20 protein-coding genes are annotated in these 21,413 nt (G+C 54.4%); 19 read left to right on the top strand and 1 reads right to left on the bottom strand.

The window, feature by feature from the left end; all coding sequences use genetic code 11:
- The first annotated feature begins 32 nt into the window (after nt 1–32).
- The 19 genes from nusA (at nt 33) to BT142_RS11170 (ending at nt 20,977) form a co-directional block, all read left to right on the top strand.
- Entirely contained in the window at nt 33–1,175 is a 1,143-nt protein-coding gene (nusA, locus tag BT142_RS11260) for a transcription termination factor NusA (RefSeq protein ID WP_072418297.1), read from the top strand.
- Nucleotides 1,175–1,444, top strand: coding sequence for an RNase P modulator RnpM (locus tag BT142_RS11255; protein ID WP_072418296.1), 270 nt, complete (start codon nt 1,175–1,177; stop codon nt 1,442–1,444). The genes nusA and BT142_RS11255 overlap by 1 nt, the downstream gene beginning before the upstream one ends.
- Nucleotides 1,407–1,772, top strand: a complete 366-nt coding sequence (locus BT142_RS11250; protein ID WP_242871967.1) for a L7Ae/L30e/S12e/Gadd45 family ribosomal protein — start codon at nt 1,407–1,409, stop codon at nt 1,770–1,772. Before BT142_RS11255 ends, BT142_RS11250 begins: the two co-directional genes overlap by 38 nt.
- 11 nt (nt 1,773–1,783) lie before the next feature.
- Nucleotides 1,784–4,342 carry a translation initiation factor IF-2 gene (infB, locus tag BT142_RS11245; RefSeq protein WP_072418294.1) on the top strand — a complete coding sequence of 853 codons (2,559 nt, stop codon included), beginning with the start codon at nt 1,784–1,786 and terminating at the stop codon, nt 4,340–4,342.
- 113 nt (nt 4,343–4,455) lie between these two features.
- A complete protein-coding gene (gene rbfA / locus BT142_RS11240) occupies nt 4,456–4,845 on the top strand; it encodes a 30S ribosome-binding factor RbfA (protein WP_072418293.1) in 390 nt (129 codons plus the stop codon).
- A 3-nt stretch (nt 4,846–4,848) separates the two neighbouring features.
- Nucleotides 4,849–5,793: a DHH family phosphoesterase gene (locus BT142_RS11235; RefSeq protein ID WP_072418292.1), complete on the top strand. Its 945-nt coding sequence runs from the start codon at nt 4,849–4,851 to the stop codon at nt 5,791–5,793.
- Complete coding sequence (truB, locus tag BT142_RS11230) at nt 5,786–6,691, top strand: tRNA pseudouridine(55) synthase TruB (protein WP_072418291.1); 906 nt, start codon at nt 5,786–5,788, stop codon at nt 6,689–6,691. The genes BT142_RS11235 and truB overlap by 8 nt, the downstream gene beginning before the upstream one ends.
- 7 nt (nt 6,692–6,698) lie before the next feature.
- Nucleotides 6,699–7,613 (top strand): riboflavin biosynthesis protein RibF, encoded by a 915-nt coding sequence (gene ribF, locus BT142_RS11225; protein WP_072418290.1) that lies wholly within the window; start codon nt 6,699–6,701, stop codon nt 7,611–7,613.
- Between the two features lie 9 nt (nt 7,614–7,622).
- Nucleotides 7,623–8,255, top strand: coding sequence for a hypothetical protein (locus tag BT142_RS11220; protein WP_072418289.1), 633 nt, complete (start codon nt 7,623–7,625; stop codon nt 8,253–8,255).
- Nucleotides 8,256–8,352: 97 nt separating this feature from the next.
- Complete coding sequence (locus tag BT142_RS11215) at nt 8,353–9,303, top strand: ABC transporter ATP-binding protein (RefSeq protein ID WP_072418288.1); 951 nt, start codon at nt 8,353–8,355, stop codon at nt 9,301–9,303.
- The gene (locus tag BT142_RS11210) at nt 9,303–10,007 is read left to right on the top strand and encodes an ABC transporter permease subunit (RefSeq protein WP_072418287.1); all 705 of its coding nucleotides are present in this window, start codon (nt 9,303–9,305) and stop codon (nt 10,005–10,007) included. Before BT142_RS11215 ends, BT142_RS11210 begins: the two co-directional genes overlap by 1 nt.
- 21 nt (nt 10,008–10,028) lie before the next feature.
- On the top strand, nt 10,029–11,678 hold the full coding sequence (locus BT142_RS11205) for a GldG family protein (RefSeq protein WP_072418286.1): 1,650 nt from the start codon (nt 10,029–10,031) through the stop codon (nt 11,676–11,678).
- 7 nt (nt 11,679–11,685) lie between these two features.
- Nucleotides 11,686–13,188, top strand: coding sequence for a DUF4340 domain-containing protein (locus BT142_RS11200; RefSeq protein ID WP_072418285.1), 1,503 nt, complete (start codon nt 11,686–11,688; stop codon nt 13,186–13,188).
- Between the two features lie 238 nt (nt 13,189–13,426).
- Complete coding sequence (locus tag BT142_RS11195) at nt 13,427–13,690, top strand: hypothetical protein (protein ID WP_072418284.1); 264 nt, start codon at nt 13,427–13,429, stop codon at nt 13,688–13,690.
- Between the two features lie 177 nt (nt 13,691–13,867).
- The gene (locus BT142_RS11190; protein WP_072418283.1) at nt 13,868–14,446 is read left to right on the top strand and encodes a GNAT family N-acetyltransferase; all 579 of its coding nucleotides are present in this window, start codon (nt 13,868–13,870) and stop codon (nt 14,444–14,446) included.
- A gap of 307 nt (nt 14,447–14,753) precedes the next feature.
- Nucleotides 14,754–16,088 carry an MBOAT family O-acyltransferase gene (locus BT142_RS11185; protein WP_278277308.1) on the top strand — a complete coding sequence of 445 codons (1,335 nt, stop codon included), beginning with the start codon at nt 14,754–14,756 and terminating at the stop codon, nt 16,086–16,088.
- 12 nt (nt 16,089–16,100) lie between these two features.
- Nucleotides 16,101–18,863: a DHHW family protein gene (locus BT142_RS11180; protein ID WP_072418281.1), complete on the top strand. Its 2,763-nt coding sequence runs from the start codon at nt 16,101–16,103 to the stop codon at nt 18,861–18,863.
- An 89-nt stretch (nt 18,864–18,952) separates the two neighbouring features.
- Nucleotides 18,953–20,722 carry an HAD-IIIC family phosphatase gene (locus BT142_RS11175; RefSeq protein ID WP_072418280.1) on the top strand — a complete coding sequence of 590 codons (1,770 nt, stop codon included), beginning with the start codon at nt 18,953–18,955 and terminating at the stop codon, nt 20,720–20,722.
- 9 nt (nt 20,723–20,731) lie between these two features.
- On the top strand, nt 20,732–20,977 hold the full coding sequence (locus tag BT142_RS11170; RefSeq protein ID WP_072418356.1) for an acyl carrier protein: 246 nt from the start codon (nt 20,732–20,734) through the stop codon (nt 20,975–20,977).
- 76 nt (nt 20,978–21,053) lie between these two features.
- Here the strand turns inward: BT142_RS11170 and BT142_RS11165 are convergent, their stop codons facing one another.
- On the bottom strand, nt 21,054–21,401 hold the full coding sequence (locus BT142_RS11165) for a hypothetical protein (protein WP_072418279.1): 348 nt from the start codon (nt 21,399–21,401) through the stop codon (nt 21,054–21,056).
- Nucleotides 21,402–21,413: the final 12 nt, after the last annotated feature.

Raw genomic sequence — 21,413 nt, 5'->3', positions numbered from 1 at the left:
AACCTACATTCAGAAAGGATCGGTTTAAAAAAATGAACAGAGATTTTTTTGCGGCACTTAGCGAGATGGGAGCCGACAACGGACTTTCGTCCGAACAGCTCGCCGAGATCATCAAGCAGGGCGTTGTAAAGGCTATCAAGAAAGAGAACCCCAACTGTGATAACATCAGATGTGAGATCAATGCCGAGACAGGCACTTTCGAGATGGGCATCCTCAAGCTCGTAGTTGACGACGAGCCCCTCGACGATTACAACGAGATCAACATCGAGGAAGCACGCACCATCGACCCCAACTGCCACGTAGGCGGTATGTGCCTCATCGCAGTTTCCCCCGCGACCTTCGGAAGAGTTGCGGTACAGAACGCAAAACAGCAGATCAAGCACGAACTCAAGAACCACGAGAGAGCACGCATCATCGAGCAGTTCAACGACAAGCTCTATGAGTGCGTGACCGCTAAGGTAGAACGCATAGAGGGCAAGACAGGCAACGCCGTGCTCAGCATGGACAAGAGCGAGGTTTACCTCGTCCACAAGGAGCAGATCCCCGGCGAAGTGCTCGTTCCGGGCGACCTTATAAAGGTATACGTGGTAGGCATCGCCAACCCCGAGAAGAAGCCCTCACTTAAAATATCGAGAACTCACAAGAACCTCGTCAAGAGACTCTTCGAGACCGAGGTGCCCGAGATACACGACGGCGTCGTTGAGGTAATGGGCATTTCGAGAGTCGCAGGTTCCCGCTCGAAGCTCGCAGTAAGGAGCAACGACCCCAACGTCGACGCTATAGGCGCCTGCATCGGCCCGAAGAAGTCGAGAATTTCCGCGGTAGTCGCAGAGCTCGGCGGCGAAAAGATCGACATCATCCCCTACAGCGAGGACGAAGAGGAATTCATCGCAAGAGCACTCGCTCCCGCACAGGTCATCAGCGTTACCGTCAACAAGGAAGCCGAGACACCCGAGTGCAAGGTAGTCGTTCCAGCAAACCAGCTCTCACTCGCTATCGGCAACAAGGGTCAGAACGCAAGACTCGCAGCAGGACTGACAGGCTTCAAGATCGACATCATGTCTGACGTTCAGGCTGCCGAGATGAAAAAGCAGGCTGAGGAACAGCCCGAGGCTGCACCCGAAGAAGCAGCTGAGACGGCTCCCGAAGCTGCCGCAGCAGATAGCGAGGAATAATGAAGCAGAAGAAGATACCTATGAGAATGTGCCTCGGCTGCAACGAGATGAAGCCGAAGCGTGAGCTTATAAGAGTAGTCAAGAACGCCGAGGGCGAGATATCGCTCGACCTGACCGGAAAGAAATCGGGCAGGGGCGCATATATATGCCGCAGTGCGGACTGCTTCCGCGCAGCAAGAAAGGCCAAGCGCTTTGAACGCGCTTTTTCCTGCGAGATAAGCGGCGATATCTATGACGGAATGGAGCGTGAGCTGGAAAATGACGAATGACAAGTCTGGGCTGCTCGGCATCTGCCGCAAGGCAGGCCGCATGAAGCTCGGAATGGATACCGCAAAGTCCGCCTGCGATCTGGGCGAGGCTAAGGCAGTGTTCACAGCAAGCGACCTTTCGGCAAGATCGCTCAAGGAAATGCGCTTCTGCGGTGCAAAAAACGGAGTGCCGGTATATAGGCTCGGCATGACGATGCAGCAGATCGGCAGCGCGGTCGGAAAGGTCACGGGGATAATCGCCGTTACCGATCCGGGTTTCGCCAAAAGCCTTGCAAAGGGCGCAGAGGATGTTTCTGCCGACATCAACGAGTTTTTCAATGATATTTAAGGAGGCTGCCTATGAAATCAAAGACAAACAAGATCAAGCTCTCGGAGCTTGCAAAGGACATAAATACAAATACCGCTAAGGTCATAGAGTGTCTTGCTGACCTCGGCGGCGAGCCCAAGAAGAGCGGCTCGATGCTCACTCCCGAGGAAGTGTGCTACGTAATGGAGTTCTTCACCCAGAACAATCAGGTGGACAGCTTTGACGCGTATTTCGCAAACAACGTAGCTCCCGAAAAGCCTGCCGAGGAGAAGAAGCCCGCAAAGGAGACCAAGAAGCCTGCCGCTAAGGCTGAGCCCGCTGAAGCTCCCAAGCCCGAAAAGAAGGCTGCTCCCGTCAAGGAAGAAAAGAAGCCCGAGCCTGTAAAGACCGAGGCTCCCAAGACCGAAGAGCCCAAGGCGGAAGAACCCAAGGCCGAGACAAAGCCTGCTGAGGTCAAGGAAGAAAAGAAACCCGAACCCGCTAAGCCCAAGAAGCCCGAAAAGCAGAAGGCTAAGAAGCAGGAGCACGGTGAGAAGAAGACCCTCATCGGCAAGAGCTCGGGCGACGACAAGGGCTACACTGTTTCCGAGGACGAGAAGAAGCAGACCAGCTACCACACCGTCGATACCCGCGGCAGCTACGTAGAGCTCGACAAGTACAACGAGAAGTACGACAATATGGCTGACGCTAAACAGGGCGGCGGCAAGAAGCGCGACAACGTGACCAAGAAGCAGAAGATCACCCAGAAGTCGCAGCAGCGCAAGAAGGACAGATTCTCTCACAACAAGGAGACCGAGCAGGAGAAGCTCCGCCGTCTCGAACTTGAGAGAGCAAGAAAGCAGCAGCTCAAGGTAATGATCCCCGACGAGATCGTTGTTTCCGAGCTGGCTACCAGACTGAAGGTCACCGCTTCCGAAGTAATCAAGAAGCTGATGATGCTCGGCGTTATGGCTTCCCTCAATGAGGTCATCGACTTCGATACCGCAGCACTCGTTGCAGAAGAACTCGGCGCAAAGGTAGAACACGAAGTTATCGTTACTATCGAGGAGAGACTTATTTCCGAGGAAGAGGACGCTCCCGAAAGCCTCAAGGAGCGCTGCCCTGTAGTAGTTGTTATGGGTCACGTCGATCACGGTAAGACCTCTATCCTCGACAGGATCAGAAACGCACATATCGCTGACGGCGAGGCAGGCGGTATCACCCAGCACATCGGTGCTTATCAGGTATACCACGACAACCGCAAGATCACCTTCCTCGATACTCCCGGACATGAGGCATTCACTTCCATGCGTGCAAGAGGTGCCGACATCACCGATATCGCGGTGCTCGTTGTAGCTGCCGACGACGGTATCATGCCCCAGACCATAGAGTCTATCAACCACGCAAAGGCTGCGGGCGTTCAGGTCATCGTCGCCATCAACAAGATGGATAAGGAGGGCGCTAACCCCGACCGCATCAAGCAGCAGCTCACCGAGCACGACCTCGTTGTCGAGGAGTGGGGCGGCGACGTTATCTGCGTGCCCGTTTCGGCCAAGACAGGCGAGGGCATCGAGGATCTGCTCGAAAGCATCCTCCTTGTGGCTGACGTTCAGGAGCTGAAGGCTAACCCCGACAAGCTGGCTAAGGGCGCAGTTATCGAAGCTCGTCTCGACAAGGGCAAGGGCCCTGTTGCTACCCTGCTCGTTCAGCAGGGCACACTGCACAAGGGCGATGTCATCATCGCAGGTATGTCTGTCGGCAGAGTCCGCACCATGACCAACGACAAGGGACGCTCCATCGACAAGGCAGGTCCGTCCACTCCTGTTGAGATCACGGGTCTCGCGGAAGTTCCGGGCGCAGGCGACCAGTTCAACGCCGTACAGGACGAAAAGCTCGCAAGAGAGCTCGTTGAACAGCGCAAGCAGCAGGCTAAGGAAGAGCAGTTCAGCAAGTTCACAAAGGTAACCCTCGACAACCTGTTCAGCCAGATCAGCGAGGGCGAGATGAAGGAACTGCCCATCATCGTAAAGGCAGACGTTCAGGGCTCCGTAGAGGCTGTACGCCAGTCGCTGGAGAAGCTCTCGAACGATGAGGTAAGAGTACGCGTTATCCACGGCGCCGTAGGTGCCGTAAGCGAGAGCGACGTTATGCTCGCAAACGCTTCCAACGCTATCATCGTAGGCTTCAACGTTCGTCCCGACCCCGTTGCCAAGGAGAGCGCGGAGCAGGCAGGCGTTGACATCCGCCTCTACCGCATAATCTACGACGCGATCGAGGAGATCGAGACCGCTATGAAGGGTATGCTCGCTCCCAAGTTCCGCGAGGTGGATACTGCCCGCGTCGAGGTTCGTCAGGTATACAAGATCACAGGCGTCGGCGCTGTTGCGGGCGCATACGTACAGAGCGGCAAGATCGGCAGGAACGATCTTATCCGCGTAGTCCGCGACGGTATCATCATCGCAGACGACAAGATGAGCTCCCTCAAGCGCTTCAAGGACGACGTCAAGGAAGTTGCGGAGAGCTTCGAGTGCGGCATCACCCTTGAGAAGTTCGCTGACTTCAAGGAAGGCGACATCTTCGAGGCTTACGTGATGGAAGAGTACCGCGACTAAAGTCACAGACGACAGATGAGAGATAAGAGAAACAGGATGACGCTTCATCCCTGCTCTTGTCTCTTTGATCTGTTTTATCAAGCTACAGAAATATACAGACCAAGGAGAACCAAATGCCAAGCTACAAAGCAGGAAGAATGGCGGAGGATATCCGCCGCATCGTATTCGCGAAGATGAGAGAGCTGAAAGACCCCCGTATCGGCGGAGGTGAACAGCTCACCGTTACACGCTGCGAAGTGTCCCACGACGGCAGCTACTGCAAGGTGTATATCTCGGGCTTCGGCGGCGAGAAACAGACCGCTGACGCTGTAAAGGGACTCACCTCGGCAACAGGCATCATCAAGCGCGAGATCTCGAACGTACTGGGGCTCCGCAAGTGCCCCGACCTGAAATTCATCGCCGACAACTCGGGCGAAAGCTCGCAGCGCATCTTCGATAAGCTCAAGGCGATATCAAAAGAGCTTGACGAACGAGAGGATGCAGGCGACACGGAAGAGGAGTAATTCGTGGAATTTGCAGAACTGAAAAAATACCTGGATGAACATGACAGGTATCTTATTCTCACACACAAAAGCCCCGACGGCGACACCGTGGGCTGCGGCTTCGGACTGTGCAGTATGCTCAGACGCATGGGCAAACAGGCAAACGTCACAAACAGTGAGCCGTTCCCCGACAGATACAGCTTTCTGTACGAGGGCTACTATACGCAGGACTTCGAGCCCCAAACGATAATCGCGGTGGACATCGCCGACGAACAGCTGCTGGGTTCGGGACTGTCGCAGTATGCAGGCAGGATAGACCTCTGCATCGACCACCACATCTCGAACAAGATGTTCGCAAAGGAAACGGTGCTCGATGCGTCTGCTGCGGCTGCCGCACAGATAATCTTCGCCTTCGCGGAGGATCAGGGGATAGAGCTGAACGATATCGAAGCTATGTGCCTTTACACGGGCATCGCTACCGACACGGGCTGCTTCAAATTCAGCAACACCACCCCCGACACACACATCGCCGCGGCTAAGCTCATGGGCTACGACTTCGACTTTGCGCTGATAAACCGCAAGATGTTCGACCTAAAGAGCCGCGCAAGGATGCACATCGAACAGATGATGACGAAGGATATGGAATTCTGGTTCGGCGGCAGATGCACCGTCATCACTCTCACCACCGAACTGATGGAAAAAAGCGGCGCAGACCCTGCCGAATTCGACGGACTTGCTCAGCTGCCCCTCTCTGTTGAGGGTGCGGTGATGGGCATCACGATAAAGCAGCGTCACGAGGATCGGTTCAAGCTCAGCGTGCGTACCACCGAGGAAGCGGACGCTTCGGCGTTCTGCAAGCGGTTCGGCGGCGGCGGTCACATCCGTGCCGCAGGCTGCGAGATCAAGGGTACTCTCGAAGAAGTGAAGGCTCAGGTCAAGGCGGCTGTCAAAGAGGTGCTGGATGGCTGACATAAAAAACGAACCGATCGGCATACTCGCGGTCAACAAGCCCGAAGGCTGGACGAGCTTTGACGTGGTGGGCAAGCTGCGCGGAGTGCTTCACATGAAGCGCCTCGGTCACGGCGGCACCCTCGACCCGATGGCGACGGGCGTACTGCCCGTACTCGTCGGAAAGGCGACAAAGTGCTTCGGGATAATGCCCGACAGCGGAAAAAGCTACATCGCGGGTTTCAGGCTCGGCATCACCACCGACACGCAGGACACTACGGGCGAAACGCTCGGCACCAGCGACATGGCTGTGACAAGAGCCGATATCGAAGCGCGGCTGCCGTCCCTCACGGGCGACATAATGCAGCTGCCGCCCATGTATTCGGCTGTCAAGGTGGGCGGAAAAAAACTCTACGAACTCGCCCGTGAAGGCAAGACCGTTGAGCGTCAGGCAAGACCCGTTCACATCGACAGGCTCACACTGACCGATTACGACGAGCAGACCCGTGAGGGCAGGCTCGAAATAGACTGCGGCAGCGGAACTTACGTTCGCACTGTGATAGACGACCTCGGACAGGCGCTGGGCTGCGGCGGAGCTATGACTTCGCTCGTTCGCACCCGCTCAAACGGGCTCACTCTCGAAAAATGCCGCACGATAGAGGAGATCGCGGAGCTGTGCGCGGAGGGCATCCCCGAGGGACTGCTCTGCCCCGTTGACAGCGTGTTCTCGCCCTACCCCGTGATACGGCTAGGCGAACGCGAAACGGCTCTGTACAAAAACGGCGTCAAGCTCGGCACACATCAGGTGCAGATGTCCGAAACTGCGGAGATCTACCGCATCTACGGCTTTGACGGGGTACTGCTCGGACTGGGCGGCTTCGTTGACGGCGGGCTAAGACGGAAAACTAACTTTTATTGAGAAAAACATGATAGTGATAGATCAGAACGAGCGTATCGGCGCGAATACCGTGGCGGCGCTCGGATTATTCGACGGAGTGCATCTCGGTCACAGGAGAGTGCTGGCGGCGGCGAAAAAACGCGCACGCGAGCTTCACGCTCTGCCTGCGGTATTCACCTTTGATACACTTTCCGTCACATCCAAGGGCAGGCTCGACGCTCTGCTCACAAATGACGACAAGATCGCAAGGTTTGAAGAACTCGGCATGGAATACGTCTGCGAAGCGGATTTCGGCGCACTGAAGGAACAGTCTCCCGAAGAATTCGTCGAGGATATCCTTATCGGACGGATGCACTGCGTCTGCGCAGTCTGCGGCTACGACTTCACCTTCGGGAAAGGCGGCTGCGCAAACGCCGCCGACCTGGAAAGGCTCTGCAAGGAGCGCGGTATCGAAGCGCTGACGGTCAGCCAGCTGTCTATCGGCGGCGAAGCTGTGTCCTCGACGCGCATCCGCGAGCTTATCCGAAACGGCGAGATCGCCCACGCGAACGCTCTGCTGGGTTCACGCTGGCAGATCACCGCTAAGGTGGAACACGGCGCCGAACTCGGACGGACGTGGAACTTTCCCACCATAAATCAGCCCATCCCCGATGGTCTTGCAGTCCCGCGTTTCGGCGTGTACTGCTCAAAGGTCTGCGTGGACGGCAAATGGCTGGCAGGTGTGACGAACATAGGCGTCAAACCCACCGTCGGAAGCAGGGAAAGACCTCTTGCCGAGACATTCATACTCGACTACGACGGCGACCTTTACGGCAGGGTGCTGACTACCGAGCTGTATGAATTCGTGCGGCCCGAACAGCGTTTTGCCAGCTTCTCCGACCTTCGCGAGGAGATCGGCAGAAATACGGATCATACAAAGAGATATTTTGAGACAGTAAAATGAGGAATAAAAATGGCAGATTTCAAAATGTTTTCGGATATCGCCAAAGAACAGAACGAAAACGTGAAGGAACAGCTTGAAAACTTAGGTCACGCTCTCGACGGCGAGGATATTAACGGCACGCAGTTCGAGGTCAGGGCTTCGGGCGAAACGAAGATAGGCGTATTGTCCATCTGCGTTTTTATGCTCGGCGCAACGATCAAGATAGGCGTTAAGGACTTTGTGCAGATGCTGATGCACAGGGAATACGACCGCGGATATATCATAGCGGGCGCAGTTATTCTGGCGGCAGCAATCGCTTTTCTGATATTTGGTCTGCTCCACTACTGCAAGAAAAGGATAGCAGTAAACGGCACTTCGATAACGATAAACGGCAGAGAATACCATTGTTCGGACATCACTTCCGCAAAACTCGGTGCTCTGAGTTCGCTGAAGCTGTATCACGGCGAGGAAAAGCTGGTGCAGGTCTCGCTTGCGGAATACGAAAACGCCGACAAGCTCGCATCATGGCTCGAAAAATGCAACATCAGCGTCGAGCGCGACATCGAAGCGAACGAAAAAGCCGAAACTGTCATAAAGATCGCGGCCATGATCGCCGCGGTCCTGCTCAGCGTCGGAATATTTCTGCTCATCAAGATGTTCTGAGCCGAACATCTTTCGTTATACTGTCATTTTTCTATCACAGCAGGGCTTTACAATAGTTACTGTTGTTTGATAATTCTATTTTGGGAAGTGATACACTTTGATAGAGGTACAGAATCTGTCCAAGCATTACGGTGACAAACACGCCGTTGACGGCATCTCGTTCACCGCAAATGACGGCGAGATACTGGGCTTTCTCGGACCGAACGGCGCGGGAAAGTCCACTACCATGAATATGCTCACGGGCTACATTTCCTCGACAGGCGGAAAGGCACTCATCGACGGAGTGGACATCCTTGAAAATCCGCTCAAGGCGAAGAAAAACATCGGCTACCTGCCAGAACTGCCGCCGCTTTACATGGACATGACGGTCAAGGAGTACTTAAACTTCATATACGACCTCAAGAAATGCAAGCTGCCGAGAGTCTCACACCTCAAGGACATCTGCAATCTTGTGAAGATAGACCACGTTTACGGACGCATCATCGGCAACCTGTCGAAGGGTTACAGACAGCGTGTCGGGCTTGCACAGGCGCTGGTGGGAAATCCCCCCGTGCTCATCCTCGACGAGCCTACCGTAGGTCTTGACCCCAAGCAGATAATCGAGATACGCACGCTGATAAAGCGCCTCGGCAAGAACCACACCGTCATCCTCTCCTCACATATCCTGAGCGAGGTGCAGGCGGTCTGCGACAAGATCATCGTTATCAACGAGGGAAAGATAGTCGCGGATGATACCGAGACCGCTCTTTCAGACAAGTTACAGGGTTCGCATATACTCACCGCGAAGATCGAGGGAGAGTATGAGAAGGTCGCAAAGGCTGTTCTGAATATCGAGGGCGTCGAGCTCTGCAAGCAGGTGAACGAACGCGAAGGCGTTATCGAATACCGCATCGAGAGCGAAGAGGGCGTTGACATCCGCCGCGAGCTTTTCAGGGAGATGTCCAAGCTGGACTGCCCGATACTCGAACTGAAGAGCGCCGAGCTGAGCCTTGAGGATATATTCCTGAAGCTCACTCTCGGCAGTACGGAACCAGAGGAGGCAAAATAATGGGCGCGATTTTCAGGCGCGAGGTACAGAGCTATTTCACCTCGCCGATAGGTTACATTTTTCTTGCCGCTTTCTATCTGTTCTCGGCATTTTTCTTCACAAGCACATCCATACAGTCGGGCAGCACAGACATGAAAGGTATGTTCGGCAACCTGATGATGATACTCGTCGTGCTCATACCGATACTCACCATGCGCACGATGGCTGACGACAAGCGCACCAAGACCGACCAGTGCCTGCTGACCGCCCCCGTAAGTCTCGGCGGCATCGTTGCGGGCAAATTTCTCGCGGCTCTGCTGGTATTCACCTGCGCAGTCGCAGTGACCGTGGTCTATGCGGTCATCGTTGCAGGCTTCGGCGAAGTCGAGTGGATGGTCATCATCGGAAACATACTCGGACTTGAACTTTACGGCGCGGCGTTCATCGCCATAGGCATCTTTTGCAGCAGCCTTACCGAAAGCCAGGTCGTAGCGGCAGTTGTGAGCTTCATCACGATTCTCGCCGTGAACATCCTTTCCGTTATCGGTTCGCTCCTTCCGTGGGCACCCGTACAGAAGCTGCTGAACACCCTCTCCTTCTACGAGAGATACACGGGCTTCACATACGGCCTGTTCGACCTTTCCAACGTGCTGTTCTTCATCAGCGCGTGTGTAATATTCCTGTTCCTTGCGGTGCGTGTCCTCGACAAACGCCGCTGGGCATAACGCAAAGGAGGCTGATATCCAATGGAAGAAAAGGAAAAGGATAAGCTTTCCGAAGCGGAGGAGACTGTTTCTCCCGACACCCAAAAAGCTAAGAAAGACCACAAGAAGCTCAGGCACGGCACTATGGCGACAGTCACCACCATCATTTTCGTGGCGGCAGTCGTTCTCGTGAACATCATCGCAGGTATCATCTTCAAGAAATACCCCCTGAGCCTTGACCTTACAAAGAACTCGAAGTACAGCATCTCCGAAGAGTCGGAGAAGTATGTAAAAGACATCAGCGCTGACGTTACCATCAAGGTATTCGCGAAGGAAGAGAATTTCACCGCCGTCAACGACTACACCAAGCAGGCGAACGAGGTAATAAAGCGCTACTGCGAGTACAACAGCCGCATCAAGGCAGAGTACATCGACATCGACTCCAACCCCGACATCGTCAGCGAGTACTCCGATTACACCATCGGCAACTACAGCATCATTGTTGAATCGCCCTCTCTCGACGACAACGGCAATCAGATGTATGACGACAATGACAAGCCCCTCAAAAAGATACGTCAGGTATCCCTGCTCGACCTCATCACCCTCACAGATGAATTTGAGCAGCAGACTCAGGGCTACGGCATGAGCGGCAGCGACTACCTCACCCAGTACGCGGGCGGCGACGAGACTACCGCCTTTATGCTGGCAGTGCAGAACAACGTCGTTCAGGCTTCGACCGCAGATCAGGCGTTCGTTTCGGCACTGATGGCAGTTACCGATCCCAACCCTATGACCGTATGCGTCCTCACGGGCAGAAGCGAGCTTGCACCGCTCAGCTACCTTAAAAAGCTGCTCCAGGCTAACGGCTACACGGTCACCGAGATCAACATCACCACCGACGACATCCCCGCAAACGCGGATATGTGCATCATACCCGCTCCGCAGAACGACTACATGGAGTCCGAGATAAAGAAGGTCGATGACTTCGTGGCAAACGACGGAAAGATGGGCAAGCAGCTCATCTACATCGCGAACTACGCTCAGCAGGAGACCCCGAATATCGACGAATTCCTGGAGGAATACTACATCAAATTCGACAAGGGCGTTGCCTTTGAAACAGACCAGAGCCACTTCACCATGAGCGGTTCGGGCCAGATCTACACCATCGCCGACAACATCTCGGGAACATTTGCAGACGGCATCGACACCAAAAAGTCCCAGCTGCTGCTCGCTTATCCGAGACCTATCAAGATAATCTCCGAAGAAAGCGGCAAGCAGAAGGTCGAAGCGCTCGTCACCTCTACCGATCAGGGCTGCATCATGGACACCGAAACGGGCAAGGCGCTCGAAAACGGCAAGCAGACCTTCGCGGCACTTTCCTCGAAGGCGAGCTTTGAGGACGGCGGAGCTGTGTACTCGAACATTCTTGTGCTGGGCTCTTCCGAAATGGTATCCGACCAGTTCCTCATGTTCAACCAGTTCCAGAACCGCACCTACATCCTCAGCCTTATCAACGGCATGACAGGCAAGACCAGCACAGGCATGACCATCGAACCGAAGGTCATCAGCGCCAACATCTTCGACATCACAGCCGAGCAGATACGCAACCTGAAGATCATCTTCATCGGCGTTATCCCTGCGGTGACGCTCATCACGGGTCTTGTTATCTGGCTGAGAAGAAAGAACAGGTGATCGGCGCATGAACGAAAAAGTAAAGGGACTCGTCATCGGCACTGTCGTGCTGGCGGCACTCGGCGGCACCCTCGGCATCCTGAAACTCACGGGTGCAGACAAGGTCCCTGCCGACGACAGCTCCTCGTCCAAGGCGGCAACCACCAGTTCGCACGTTGACGAGAGCGTTCAGCTCATAAACGTGGCAAGCACCGACATAGCCGAGATAGACGTTACCAACACAAACGGCACTTTCACCTACATGGGACCCTCCGAGAGCGGAAAGACCTCGGCTTCGATAACCGAGCTGAAAGGCCTTGAAGCCGCTGCCCGCAAGGTCAGCGATATCGGCGAAGACACCGCTCAGCTCACCGCCTACAAGCTGGTGGAGAGCGGCGCATCCGACCTCGGAAAGTACGGTCTCGCAGAGCCCGAAGCGGAGTTCCTCGTGAAGTTCGCAGACGGCACCGAGCGCACCTTCCTCATCGGCATCAACGCCCACCAGAACCGCTACCGCTATCTCTGCGAGAAGGGTTCGGACGACGTCTACATGGTGATGGAATCCACCATCTCCGCATTCCTCGGCCGCAAGGAAGACCTGCTCAATACTACCCTGCTGGTCAAGCCCGAGGCTTCAAATGAGGAGGACACCTTCGGCAAGCTGACCGTCCACAGAAAAGACCTCGACTACGACATCGTGTTCGAGAACGACGACGGCAAGAGCGAACGCTCCAACAGCAATATGCCTTCGGCTCAGGTCATGACCGAGCCCATCTTCTCCTACCTCAACGGCACCACTTCCACGGATGTCATCTACTCGCTCTACGGTCTGACCGCTATGGAAGCGACCGTGATATTCCCCACCGACGAGCAGAAGGCAGAGTACGGTCTTGACGCCCCCTCCACAGTCGTGACTTTCACGGGCGAGGGCTACGACTACAAGCTCTGCATCGGAAACGAATACCACGACGTGAACGAAGAGGGCAGCGAACAGTCCGCCGCGGCGGCTTACTACTGCACCTTCGAGGGCGTCGAGGGCAAGGACTGCATCTGGAAGATAGACGCGACTGCGCTTCCCTGGGTAGATCTTGACCCCATCAATGTCATCACCACGCTCATGACCTGGAATATGGTCGTTGACGTGAACGAGGTGAAGATAACGGGCGACGGCGGCGCGGACTTCAAACTCACTTCCTCGGGCGAGGGCGACAGCCGGGAACTGACCGCTGTGACCTGCGACGGCAAGGACGTGAGCGTCGATCTGTTCAAGTCGCTGTATCAGTACCTGCTCACCTGCCCGACCAATCAGGAGATATACTTCAAGGATGTCAGCGGCGACCCGTATCTCACCATCGAGATAAACTGCGGAAACTACACCGACAAGATAGAGCTCTTCAAGGATACCGAAAGACGCTCGGTAGTCAAGCTCAACGGCAGAGTTTCCTACCGCATCCAGTCCAAGTGGGCTGACAGACTTATCAAGAACATCGAGGCGGTAAAAACAGGCGGCACCGTAGAAGAGGATTACTGATTTTTTTGAAATGGCACGTCTCATTCCGACATTTTCCGCACAATAAAGGTGTTATAATGAATTTGTTCGGTAAAACACACAAAAAATGAAAATTTAGCGATAATTTATAAAAAAGGCTTTTCAAACGCCAAATAATATGTTATAATTGTTTTATCGGATATTGAACGATCTACGGCGGTGATCGCTGCACTGCCGCTCAGAAGGAATATATATCAGCGAAGAAAAGAGGCATTACACGATGGCAGAAGAAATGAAGTTTTTCACTTACAAGGGCAAGCCCCTCGTAAGAAAGGATAATACCATCTATTTCGGCAATATGTACGATGACTATGTGGTAATGATCGAGATCAAGAGCACATCGAAGCAGGGCAAGCTCGAGGTGGCGGATAAGCTCAAGCTCCGCCGCATGGCGACCACCATGCCCCCCAAGATCGACAAGACCGCTGATGTGACCAGCCTTTACGAGGCTCTCGACATCGCGTGCGCATGGCTCAAGGCATAATTAAAGCAACTGAGAAAAAATTTTCCCTCTCTGTGTTAAAGCCGGTACTCATATAGAAGCATTAAGCCATAGTATTTCTGATTGAAAGTCAGAAGTACTATGGCGTTTCTATTGACAACGCGACAATGGGGTGATATAATTGTTAATAACATAAATAGGAATATGACGGAGGAAACTATGTTAAAAGATTATGAGATAGATAAACCAATTCTTGAAACTGATAGACTGATTATTCGTACACTTAACGAAAACGATGTGCCTGATTTAAAAGAGTGGCTTGGGAGAGATGAGATCTATACATATTGGGGCAGAAAAGCAAGCAAGAATGAGAAAAATCCCGAGCTTATGTTTATTGATGCCCGCCCCTGGGTAAAAAGAAAACCTTCTCCTGATTTTGATTGGGGAATCGTATTGAAGGGATCCAATAAAGTGGTAGGCATGATTGCAGTATTTAATATCCAAAATGCCAGAATGGGTGATATAGGATACAGAGTTAATCCGGAGTACTGGAATATAGGAATTACTACAGAAGCTTTAAAGGAAGTGGTACGGTTTATATTTGAGAACACGGAAATAGACCGTTTGAATGGGCGTGCGGATGTAAGAAACATTGCCTCAAATAAGGTTATGGAAAAATGTGGTTTTATAAAAGAAGGAACCGTTCGCCAAGGAAAAATGGTTTCTGTTTATTGCGATTATAATATTTATGGTATGCTTAGAGAAGATTATGAGGGCTTGCAAGGTATAAATAGTTAGGTAAATTCTGATTTACCTAAGCAGTCAAATAAATACATTGCCCCGAAGCAATTATGAAATGCTTCGGGGCAAAACTTCTGTATGGGTATCAGTCATAAACAGTGAGGGATTTTTTTTGTACAAAAAGTAGATTGACAAAATATGCCCTTAGTGATATACTATATAATGTATCTTTATAGAGAAATATAGGGAAGTATGAATTTTTAATGTAAGGGGCATACTACGAATGGTTTTTGCTGACAACTTATTCTTATATCTGTTTTTACCGTTATGTCTTGCACTGTACTTCATCTGTCCGAAAATACAGATGAAAAACAATGTGCTTATCATATTTTCACTGCTGTTCTACGCATGGGGCGAACAGCTTTATGTACTGCTTCTGCTGGCAAGCTCGCTGATAAACTACGCGGCAGGTCTTGCACTCGCAAAGCACCGCGACACGAAAACGGGCAAGCAATATCTCGCGCTCTCCCTCGTGGTAAACATCGGACTGCTCGCGGCGTTCAAGTATTCGGGATTCATCGCCGAGAACCTGAACCTCATCCCGTTCGTGAACCTCCCCGTGCCGAAAATGCATATGCCGATAGGCATATCCTTCTTCACCTTCCAGAATATATCCTACACTCTCGACTGCTGGTGGGACAAGACCCCCGCCCAGAGGAGCTTCAGAAAATACCTGCTGTACATCTCCATGTTCCCTCAGCTGGTGGCAGGACCTATCGTCCGCTATTCGGTCATCGCGGAGGAGATAGACAACAGACACGCCACCACCGAGGACATCTCGGCAGGCTTCTCGCGCCTTATCCTCGGCATAGCCAAGAAGGTCATAATCGCGAACAACATCAACTCCGCCGTTACCGCCTGCTTCGGTCAGGCTTCCGACGGCTACAAGGCTGCTGACAGCCTGACTCTGCTCGGCGCATGGTACGGTGCGACCCTCGTTGCGCTGTGGTACTACTTCGACTTCTCGGGCTACTCCGACATCGCGATAGGCATGGGACGCATCTTCGGCTTCCATTTCGACGAGAACTTCAACTACCCGTTCGTCTGCCGCACCATCGGCGAATTCTGGCAGAGATGGCACATCTCGCTGGGTTCCTTCTTCCGCGACTACCTGCTCTACGTGCCGATATTCGGCAAGCGCAGAAAGTACGGCGGACTGTTCCTGGTATGGTTCTGCACGGGTCTCTGGCACGGCGCCAGCTGGAATTTCGTGCTGTGGGGTCTCTACTACGGTATGTTCGTATTCATCGAGACGCTCATCGGCAAGAAAAAGCTCAAGAAAATGCCGAAAGTCGCCGCGCATATCTACACCAAGCTGGTCATCGTGGTGGGCTTCGGTATCTTCTACTTCGAGAATATGCCTGCCATGGGCAAGTTCTTCAAAGCGCTGGTGGGTATCGGCGGCGTTTCAAACTCCGTTACCAACCGCATCTTCATGCAGTATATCTTCCTGTTCGCGGCGGCGGTGCTCTTCACCTTCCCGATAAGGCAGATTGTACAGAAGCAGGTCGAGGGCAACCCCTCGCGCGAGACTGCGGTCGCGGCTGTGGGCATCGTGTGCAACGCCGCACTGCTGCTGCTCTCCACCGTGCTGCTGCTCAATACCACGAACAATCCCTTCCTTTACTTCAGATTCTGACGAGGTGACTTTATGGACGAAAAGAATAACATCTCAGCCGATGAGCTGCTCGATTCGGTCACCGAGGTCGAAATGGAGCTGAAAGATCACCGCGCTGACGACGATTTTGAAAGAATGCTTGCCGAACTCAACGGCGAGACCTATATCCCCCGCCCCCGTCCCGAGCCTGAACCTGTGGAAGAGACCGCAGCCGAGCCCGAGACGGAGCCCGAGACTGCTCCCGAAGAGGCGCCCGTGGCCGAGACTGCGGAAACTGCGCAGGAGACCTCGGAAAAAACCTCGGAAGAGGCAGAGACCACGGCTCGGGAATTTCCGAAGCCACTGGAGCAGACTACCGAGTATGAACCCGTTTTCGACGGGCTGACAAGCGCCCTCTCCGAGAACGGCACTCCCCTGCCCCCCGAAGAAACTCAGCAGAAACAGCCGCAGGAACATCACGCGGCTCACAGACCCCGCCGCAACGACGAGGAACGCTCACGCAAGAATTTCCAGCGCGAGATGAAAGAACGCGCCGAAGCCGAAGAACGCAGACGCATGGCGGCTATCGAAAAGGAACGCGCCGAGCGTGAGGCAAAGATGATCGAGAAGATCGCTCAGATGTGGAGAGATCCTCAGCTCAGCGACGGCGGCAGAATGGAGCTCAACATCAAGACAGAAGAACGCAAGCAGATACGCATCACCATTCCTCCCGAAGCGTATAATCAGGGCAAGACTAAGGAAGCCGCGACTGCCGTACAAAGACAGGCAGCCGATGAAACTCCTGCCGTTGAGCCCAAAACGCTGGAGATGCCGAAACTGACCCCCCAGCAAAGAACGGAAGTCCAGATGGCTGCCCGTTCGGGGGGCAGACCTGCTGCGCCCAAAAACGCATCTGCTCCCGCTCCGCAGAACAGACCGCCGAAAAGACCTGCACAGAACGCTCCTCAGGGCGGCAAACGTCCTCCCGTAAGGCCGAACGCTCCCGACGGGGCAGCGTCATGGGCTGCGATAGGCGCGGCGGCAGGAACTGCGGCAGCAGCAGGAACGGCAGCGGCGGCGGAAAAAACCGCATCAGCGGCAAAACGTGCGGCAGTACCTGCTTCGGCAGCTGTCATCGGTCAGGCTGCGGCAAGACCGAACAGCACCCGCAAGCCTTCACAGCCCGCTCGCAGACAGCCCGAAAAGCCCGTTCAGGCAGAACAGCCAAAGGCTTCCGAAGCGGCACTCTCCTCAGATGAGATCAGACGCAAACAGCTCTCGATAGTGAATGTTATCGTGTGCTGCACTATATTCTTCGGGCTCGGGATATTCCTGCTCTTCTGCAACAGAGAGTCGGGATTCATCAGCTCGGAAAACCGCAACCTCGCCGAAAAGCCGAAGCTCACACTTGAGTCGGTGCTCGACGGCAGCTACTTCACCGACATCACCAAATGGTACACCGACACCATCCCCGGACGTGAGGACTTAAAGCCCGTATCGTCGAAATTCACCAACCTGTTCGGCATCCATCTGGGCGACGTAAAGATCTCAAACGGCGGTCTTGCTCCCACCAAGAAGGAGACACTTGACCCCGAAAAGGCGGTCACCACCACCGAAGTCACGATTAATACCGACTTCTCCAACAAGAAGGACAAGACCACCACCACAAAGAAAAAGGACAAGAAGACCACCACCGAAAAGCTCGCGGAAGTTCCCGAGAACCTTGACGACGGCGAGTGGATAGGCAGCGTTGTCGTAACGGGCAAGGGCAAGGACGTAAGAGCCATGAGCGCATTCAACGGAATGTTCAGCTCGGGCGAGTTCTACGCGCAGACCATCAACAAGTACAAGGCGCAGCTCGGCAATTCGGTCAACGTCTACACCATGAATATGCCCTCCGCAGGCGCCTACTATATGCCGAAGAACCTTGCCGACCAGTTCACCTCGCAGCACGACTGCATCACCAACATCGGCAACAACCTGAACGGCATCGTGAACGTTGACGTCTACGACGCGCTGGAAAAACACTCGAAGGAGTATATCTACTCGCGCACCGACCACCACTGGCAGCCACTTGGCGCTTACTACGCGGCACAGGTGTTCGCTGAGAAGGCGAAGTTCGACTTCCCCGAGATAACCTCCTACGAGGAGTGCAGGATAGAGAACTTCGTCGGCACCATGTACGCCTACAGCGACTACGACGAGGAACTGAACCAGAATCCCGATACCTTCATCTACCACAAGCCCAACAACCTCGGCTCGCTGGACATCTACAACTACGACGAGTGGTTCGGCAGCAAGGTGGGCGGCATGATGTTCCACGAGTATGCTTCGGGCGTGAACTGCTACTCCTGCATACTCGGCTCGGATGACGTTATCGTCGAGATCGACACCAACATCCACAACGGCAGAAACCTTGTCATCATCAAGGACAGCTTCGGAAACGCGCTCGTACCGTACCTGACACACGGCTTCGAGAAGATCTACGTTATCGACTTCCGCTACTTCCAGCTCAACGCCATCAACTTCATCGAGGACGTTGACTGCACCGACCTGCTGTTCGCGGTATCCATCGGCGCGGCTCACACCGAGAGCCACATCAACATGATCGGAAACATCCGCATCCAGAATTATTCCGACCCTGCCGATACCACATCCTCACAGGGCGAACCCGAGGTGATCGTTCCCGATCAGGGCGACCCGACCACCACCACAACGGCCGCAGAGACCGAACAGCAGCCCGAAGAGACCTCCGAAAATTACGACGGCGGCTACGGCTACGATGACGGCGGATACAACGACTACAACACCTGGTAAAATGACATTTTTAGCCTATCCGTGAAGTTCTTTTGCGGATAGGCTATGCTTGCTGAAAAGGCGATATTTTCCCATAAGGAGAGAAACGAATGAAAGAGCTTGAATACCCCTTTGACGCGCAGTTTATACTGAAAAAACGCCGCAGCCTGAAGCGTGAGCTTCTTGCGGACGGCAGCGAGCGCATCAAAAAGCGCATCGCGGTGCTTGGCGGCTCGACGGCTGACGACATCGTGTCGGCGGCAGAGCTTTTCCTGCTGAACTACGGCATCGAGACCGAATTCTGGGTGAGCGAGTACAACAAATACTACGAGGACGGCGTGTTCGGCAACCCCGAACTTGACGAGTTCAAGCCCGACATCGTGTGGGTCTGCACTTCCTCGGTGAACCTCAAACTCCGCTCCGACCCTTCCCTTTCCGCAGACGAGGCCAAGAGCCGCATCGCAGCCGAGCTTGACCGCTACAGACTGCTGTGGGACAAGCTGAAACGCTTCGGCTGCCCGATAATCCAGAACAATTTCGACGCGCCGTTCTACGCGCTGATGGGCAGCATGGACAGCTGGGATGTCCGCGGCGCAGGCTACGCCGTCAACGCCCTCAACATGGGCTTCGCGGAAGCCGCTCAGAACGGCGACATCCTGCTGCTCGACCTGAACCGCACCGCCGCCGAGTACGGTCTCGACCGCTGGTACGACAGGAGCAGCTACTATATGTTCAAATATATGTGCGCACGCGACGCCATGCCGAACATCGCCTACAAGCTGGCGCTCATCATCAAATCCATCTTCGGCAAGAACCGCAAGCTGATGGCGCTCGACCTCGACAACACCATGTGGGGCGGCATCGTCGGCGACGACGGCGTGGACGGACTGGAGATAGGTCAGGAAACGGGCACGGCACAGAGCTACTACGAGTTCCAGCAGTACGTCAAGGACCTCGCGAAGCTGGGAGCGGTGCTGACCGTCTGCTCGAAGAACGAGGAGGAGAACGCCATCGCGGGTCTGAGCCACCCCGAGGGCGCCGTGACACCTGCGGATTTCGCGCTCATCAAGGCGAACTGGGAGCCGAAAGACCGCAACCTGCTGGAGACCGTTCAGCAGCTCGACCTGCTGCCCTCGGCGATAGTTTTCGCGGACGACAACCCTGCCGAGCGTGCGATAGTCCGCCGCACCATCCCCGAAGCGGCTGTTCCCGAACTTGACGGCGACCGACCCGAGAGCTACATCCAGACCATCAGCGCAGGCGGTCACTTCGAGCCCACCGCCATCAGCGCCGACGACCTTGCCCGCAACGAGATGTACAAGCGCAACGCCAAACGCGCCGCACTCGCCGCAAACGCAGGCGACTACGGCGAATACCTCGCAAGCCTTGAGATGAAGGCGGAGATATGCGCGTTCAAAGACCTGTACCTCAAACGCATCGCACAGCTGACCAACAAGTCGAATCAGTTCAACCTGACCACCCGCCGCTTCACAGCCGAACAGCTCGAAGGCTTCGCCGCGTCCGACAGCCACATCACCCTCTACGGCAAGCTGACCGACAACTGCGGCGACAACGGCGTGGTCTCGGTGGTCGTGGGCGAGATCGAGGGCGACACGATGGAGATAACCCTGTGGCTTATGAGCTGCCGCGTGCTGAAGCGCGAGATGGAGCTTGCGATGCTCGACGTGCTGGTGCGCCGCGCCAAGGAAAAGGGCGTAAAGCGCATCGTGGGCGTGTACCTGCCGACCGCGAAGAACAAGATGGTCGAGCGGCTCTACCCCGACGTGTTCGGGTTCAGCGAGCTGGGCGAGGGCAGGTACGAGCTCCTCACCGAGGGCTACGAATATAAAACCAAATACATTGACATAACGGAGGACTGAACAATGGCACTGAACACAAAGGACATTTACAAGAGACTGAACGAGGTTTTTCAGGACGTTTTCGATGACGACAGCATCCGTGTGACTCCCGACACGACCGCCGACGACATCGAGGACTGGGATTCGATGGAGCACATCAATCTCATCGGCGCGGTGGAGAACGAGTTCGGGCTCCGCTTCAAGATGGGCGAGGTATCGGGCATGAAAAACGTTGGCGAGATGGCATCCATCATCGCTAAGCGCGGTACAAAGTAATAAGCCGAAAAAAGCTGCCGAAGCGAAAAGCTCCGACAGCTTTTTTAATTGCTCAAAACAGTGCAGCCGTCCCGTTTCAGTACAGCCTGTGGAAATAGTACGCAAAGTCGGTGAGGAAACACACACATATCGCAAACAGCGGCAGTACATTGAACAGCACGAGCCCGATGTACCCCTTGCCTATCAGCCCGCGGCGGCGAAGCCTGCGGAACAGCGTCACAGAGACCAGAGTCGCGGCTATCGGGATGCCTATCAGCTGTAAGGGAACGAGGTAGTTCCGCTCCCAGATGGCGTAGCTGCTGCTGATATATATCGCCCCGTCGATGCTCGCGCTGTAATAGAACATCAGCCAGAAACACCAGTAATGCAGCATCAGCGCGGCGATGACATCGGCCATCGTGAAAATAACTCTTTTTTGTTTCATATTGCGCTCCTT

Source organism: Ruminococcus sp. YE71, assembly GCF_900119155.1.
In the GTDB taxonomy this organism is placed as follows: Bacteria; Bacillota; Clostridia; order Oscillospirales; family Ruminococcaceae; genus YE71.
The sequence above is the reverse complement of the archived record's forward strand: the minus strand, read 5'-3'. Positions and strand labels throughout refer to the sequence as shown.

Bases quoted from the DNA above. Each gene is read 5' to 3' on its own strand.
- BT142_RS11255 (WP_072418296.1), top strand. From the start codon at position 1,175: ATGAAGCAGAAGAAGATACCTATGAGAATGTGCCTCGGCTGCAACGAG.
- BT142_RS11220 (WP_072418289.1), top strand. From the start codon at position 7,623: ATGGCAGATTTCAAAATGTTTTCGGATATCGCCAAAGAACAGAACGAA.
- BT142_RS11250 (WP_242871967.1), top strand. From the start codon at position 1,407: ATGACGGAATGGAGCGTGAGCTGGAAAATGACGAATGACAAGTCTGGG.
- rbfA (WP_072418293.1), top strand. From the start codon at position 4,456: ATGCCAAGCTACAAAGCAGGAAGAATGGCGGAGGATATCCGCCGCATC.
- truB (WP_072418291.1), top strand. From the start codon at position 5,786: ATGGCTGACATAAAAAACGAACCGATCGGCATACTCGCGGTCAACAAG.
- BT142_RS11190 (WP_072418283.1), top strand. From the start codon at position 13,868: ATGTTAAAAGATTATGAGATAGATAAACCAATTCTTGAAACTGATAGA.
- BT142_RS11205 (WP_072418286.1), top strand. From the start codon at position 10,029: ATGGAAGAAAAGGAAAAGGATAAGCTTTCCGAAGCGGAGGAGACTGTT.
- BT142_RS11210 (WP_072418287.1), top strand. From the start codon at position 9,303: ATGGGCGCGATTTTCAGGCGCGAGGTACAGAGCTATTTCACCTCGCCG.
- BT142_RS11185 (WP_278277308.1), top strand. From the start codon at position 14,754: ATGAAAAACAATGTGCTTATCATATTTTCACTGCTGTTCTACGCATGG.
- BT142_RS11180 (WP_072418281.1), top strand. From the start codon at position 16,101: ATGGACGAAAAGAATAACATCTCAGCCGATGAGCTGCTCGATTCGGTC.
- ribF (WP_072418290.1), top strand. From the start codon at position 6,699: ATGATAGTGATAGATCAGAACGAGCGTATCGGCGCGAATACCGTGGCG.
- BT142_RS11200 (WP_072418285.1), top strand. From the start codon at position 11,686: ATGAACGAAAAAGTAAAGGGACTCGTCATCGGCACTGTCGTGCTGGCG.
- BT142_RS11165 (WP_072418279.1), bottom strand. From the start codon at position 21,401: ATGAAACAAAAAAGAGTTATTTTCACGATGGCCGATGTCATCGCCGCG.
- infB (WP_072418294.1), top strand. From the start codon at position 1,784: ATGAAATCAAAGACAAACAAGATCAAGCTCTCGGAGCTTGCAAAGGAC.
- nusA (WP_072418297.1), top strand. From the start codon at position 33: ATGAACAGAGATTTTTTTGCGGCACTTAGCGAGATGGGAGCCGACAAC.
- BT142_RS11175 (WP_072418280.1), top strand. From the start codon at position 18,953: ATGAAAGAGCTTGAATACCCCTTTGACGCGCAGTTTATACTGAAAAAA.
- BT142_RS11195 (WP_072418284.1), top strand. From the start codon at position 13,427: ATGGCAGAAGAAATGAAGTTTTTCACTTACAAGGGCAAGCCCCTCGTA.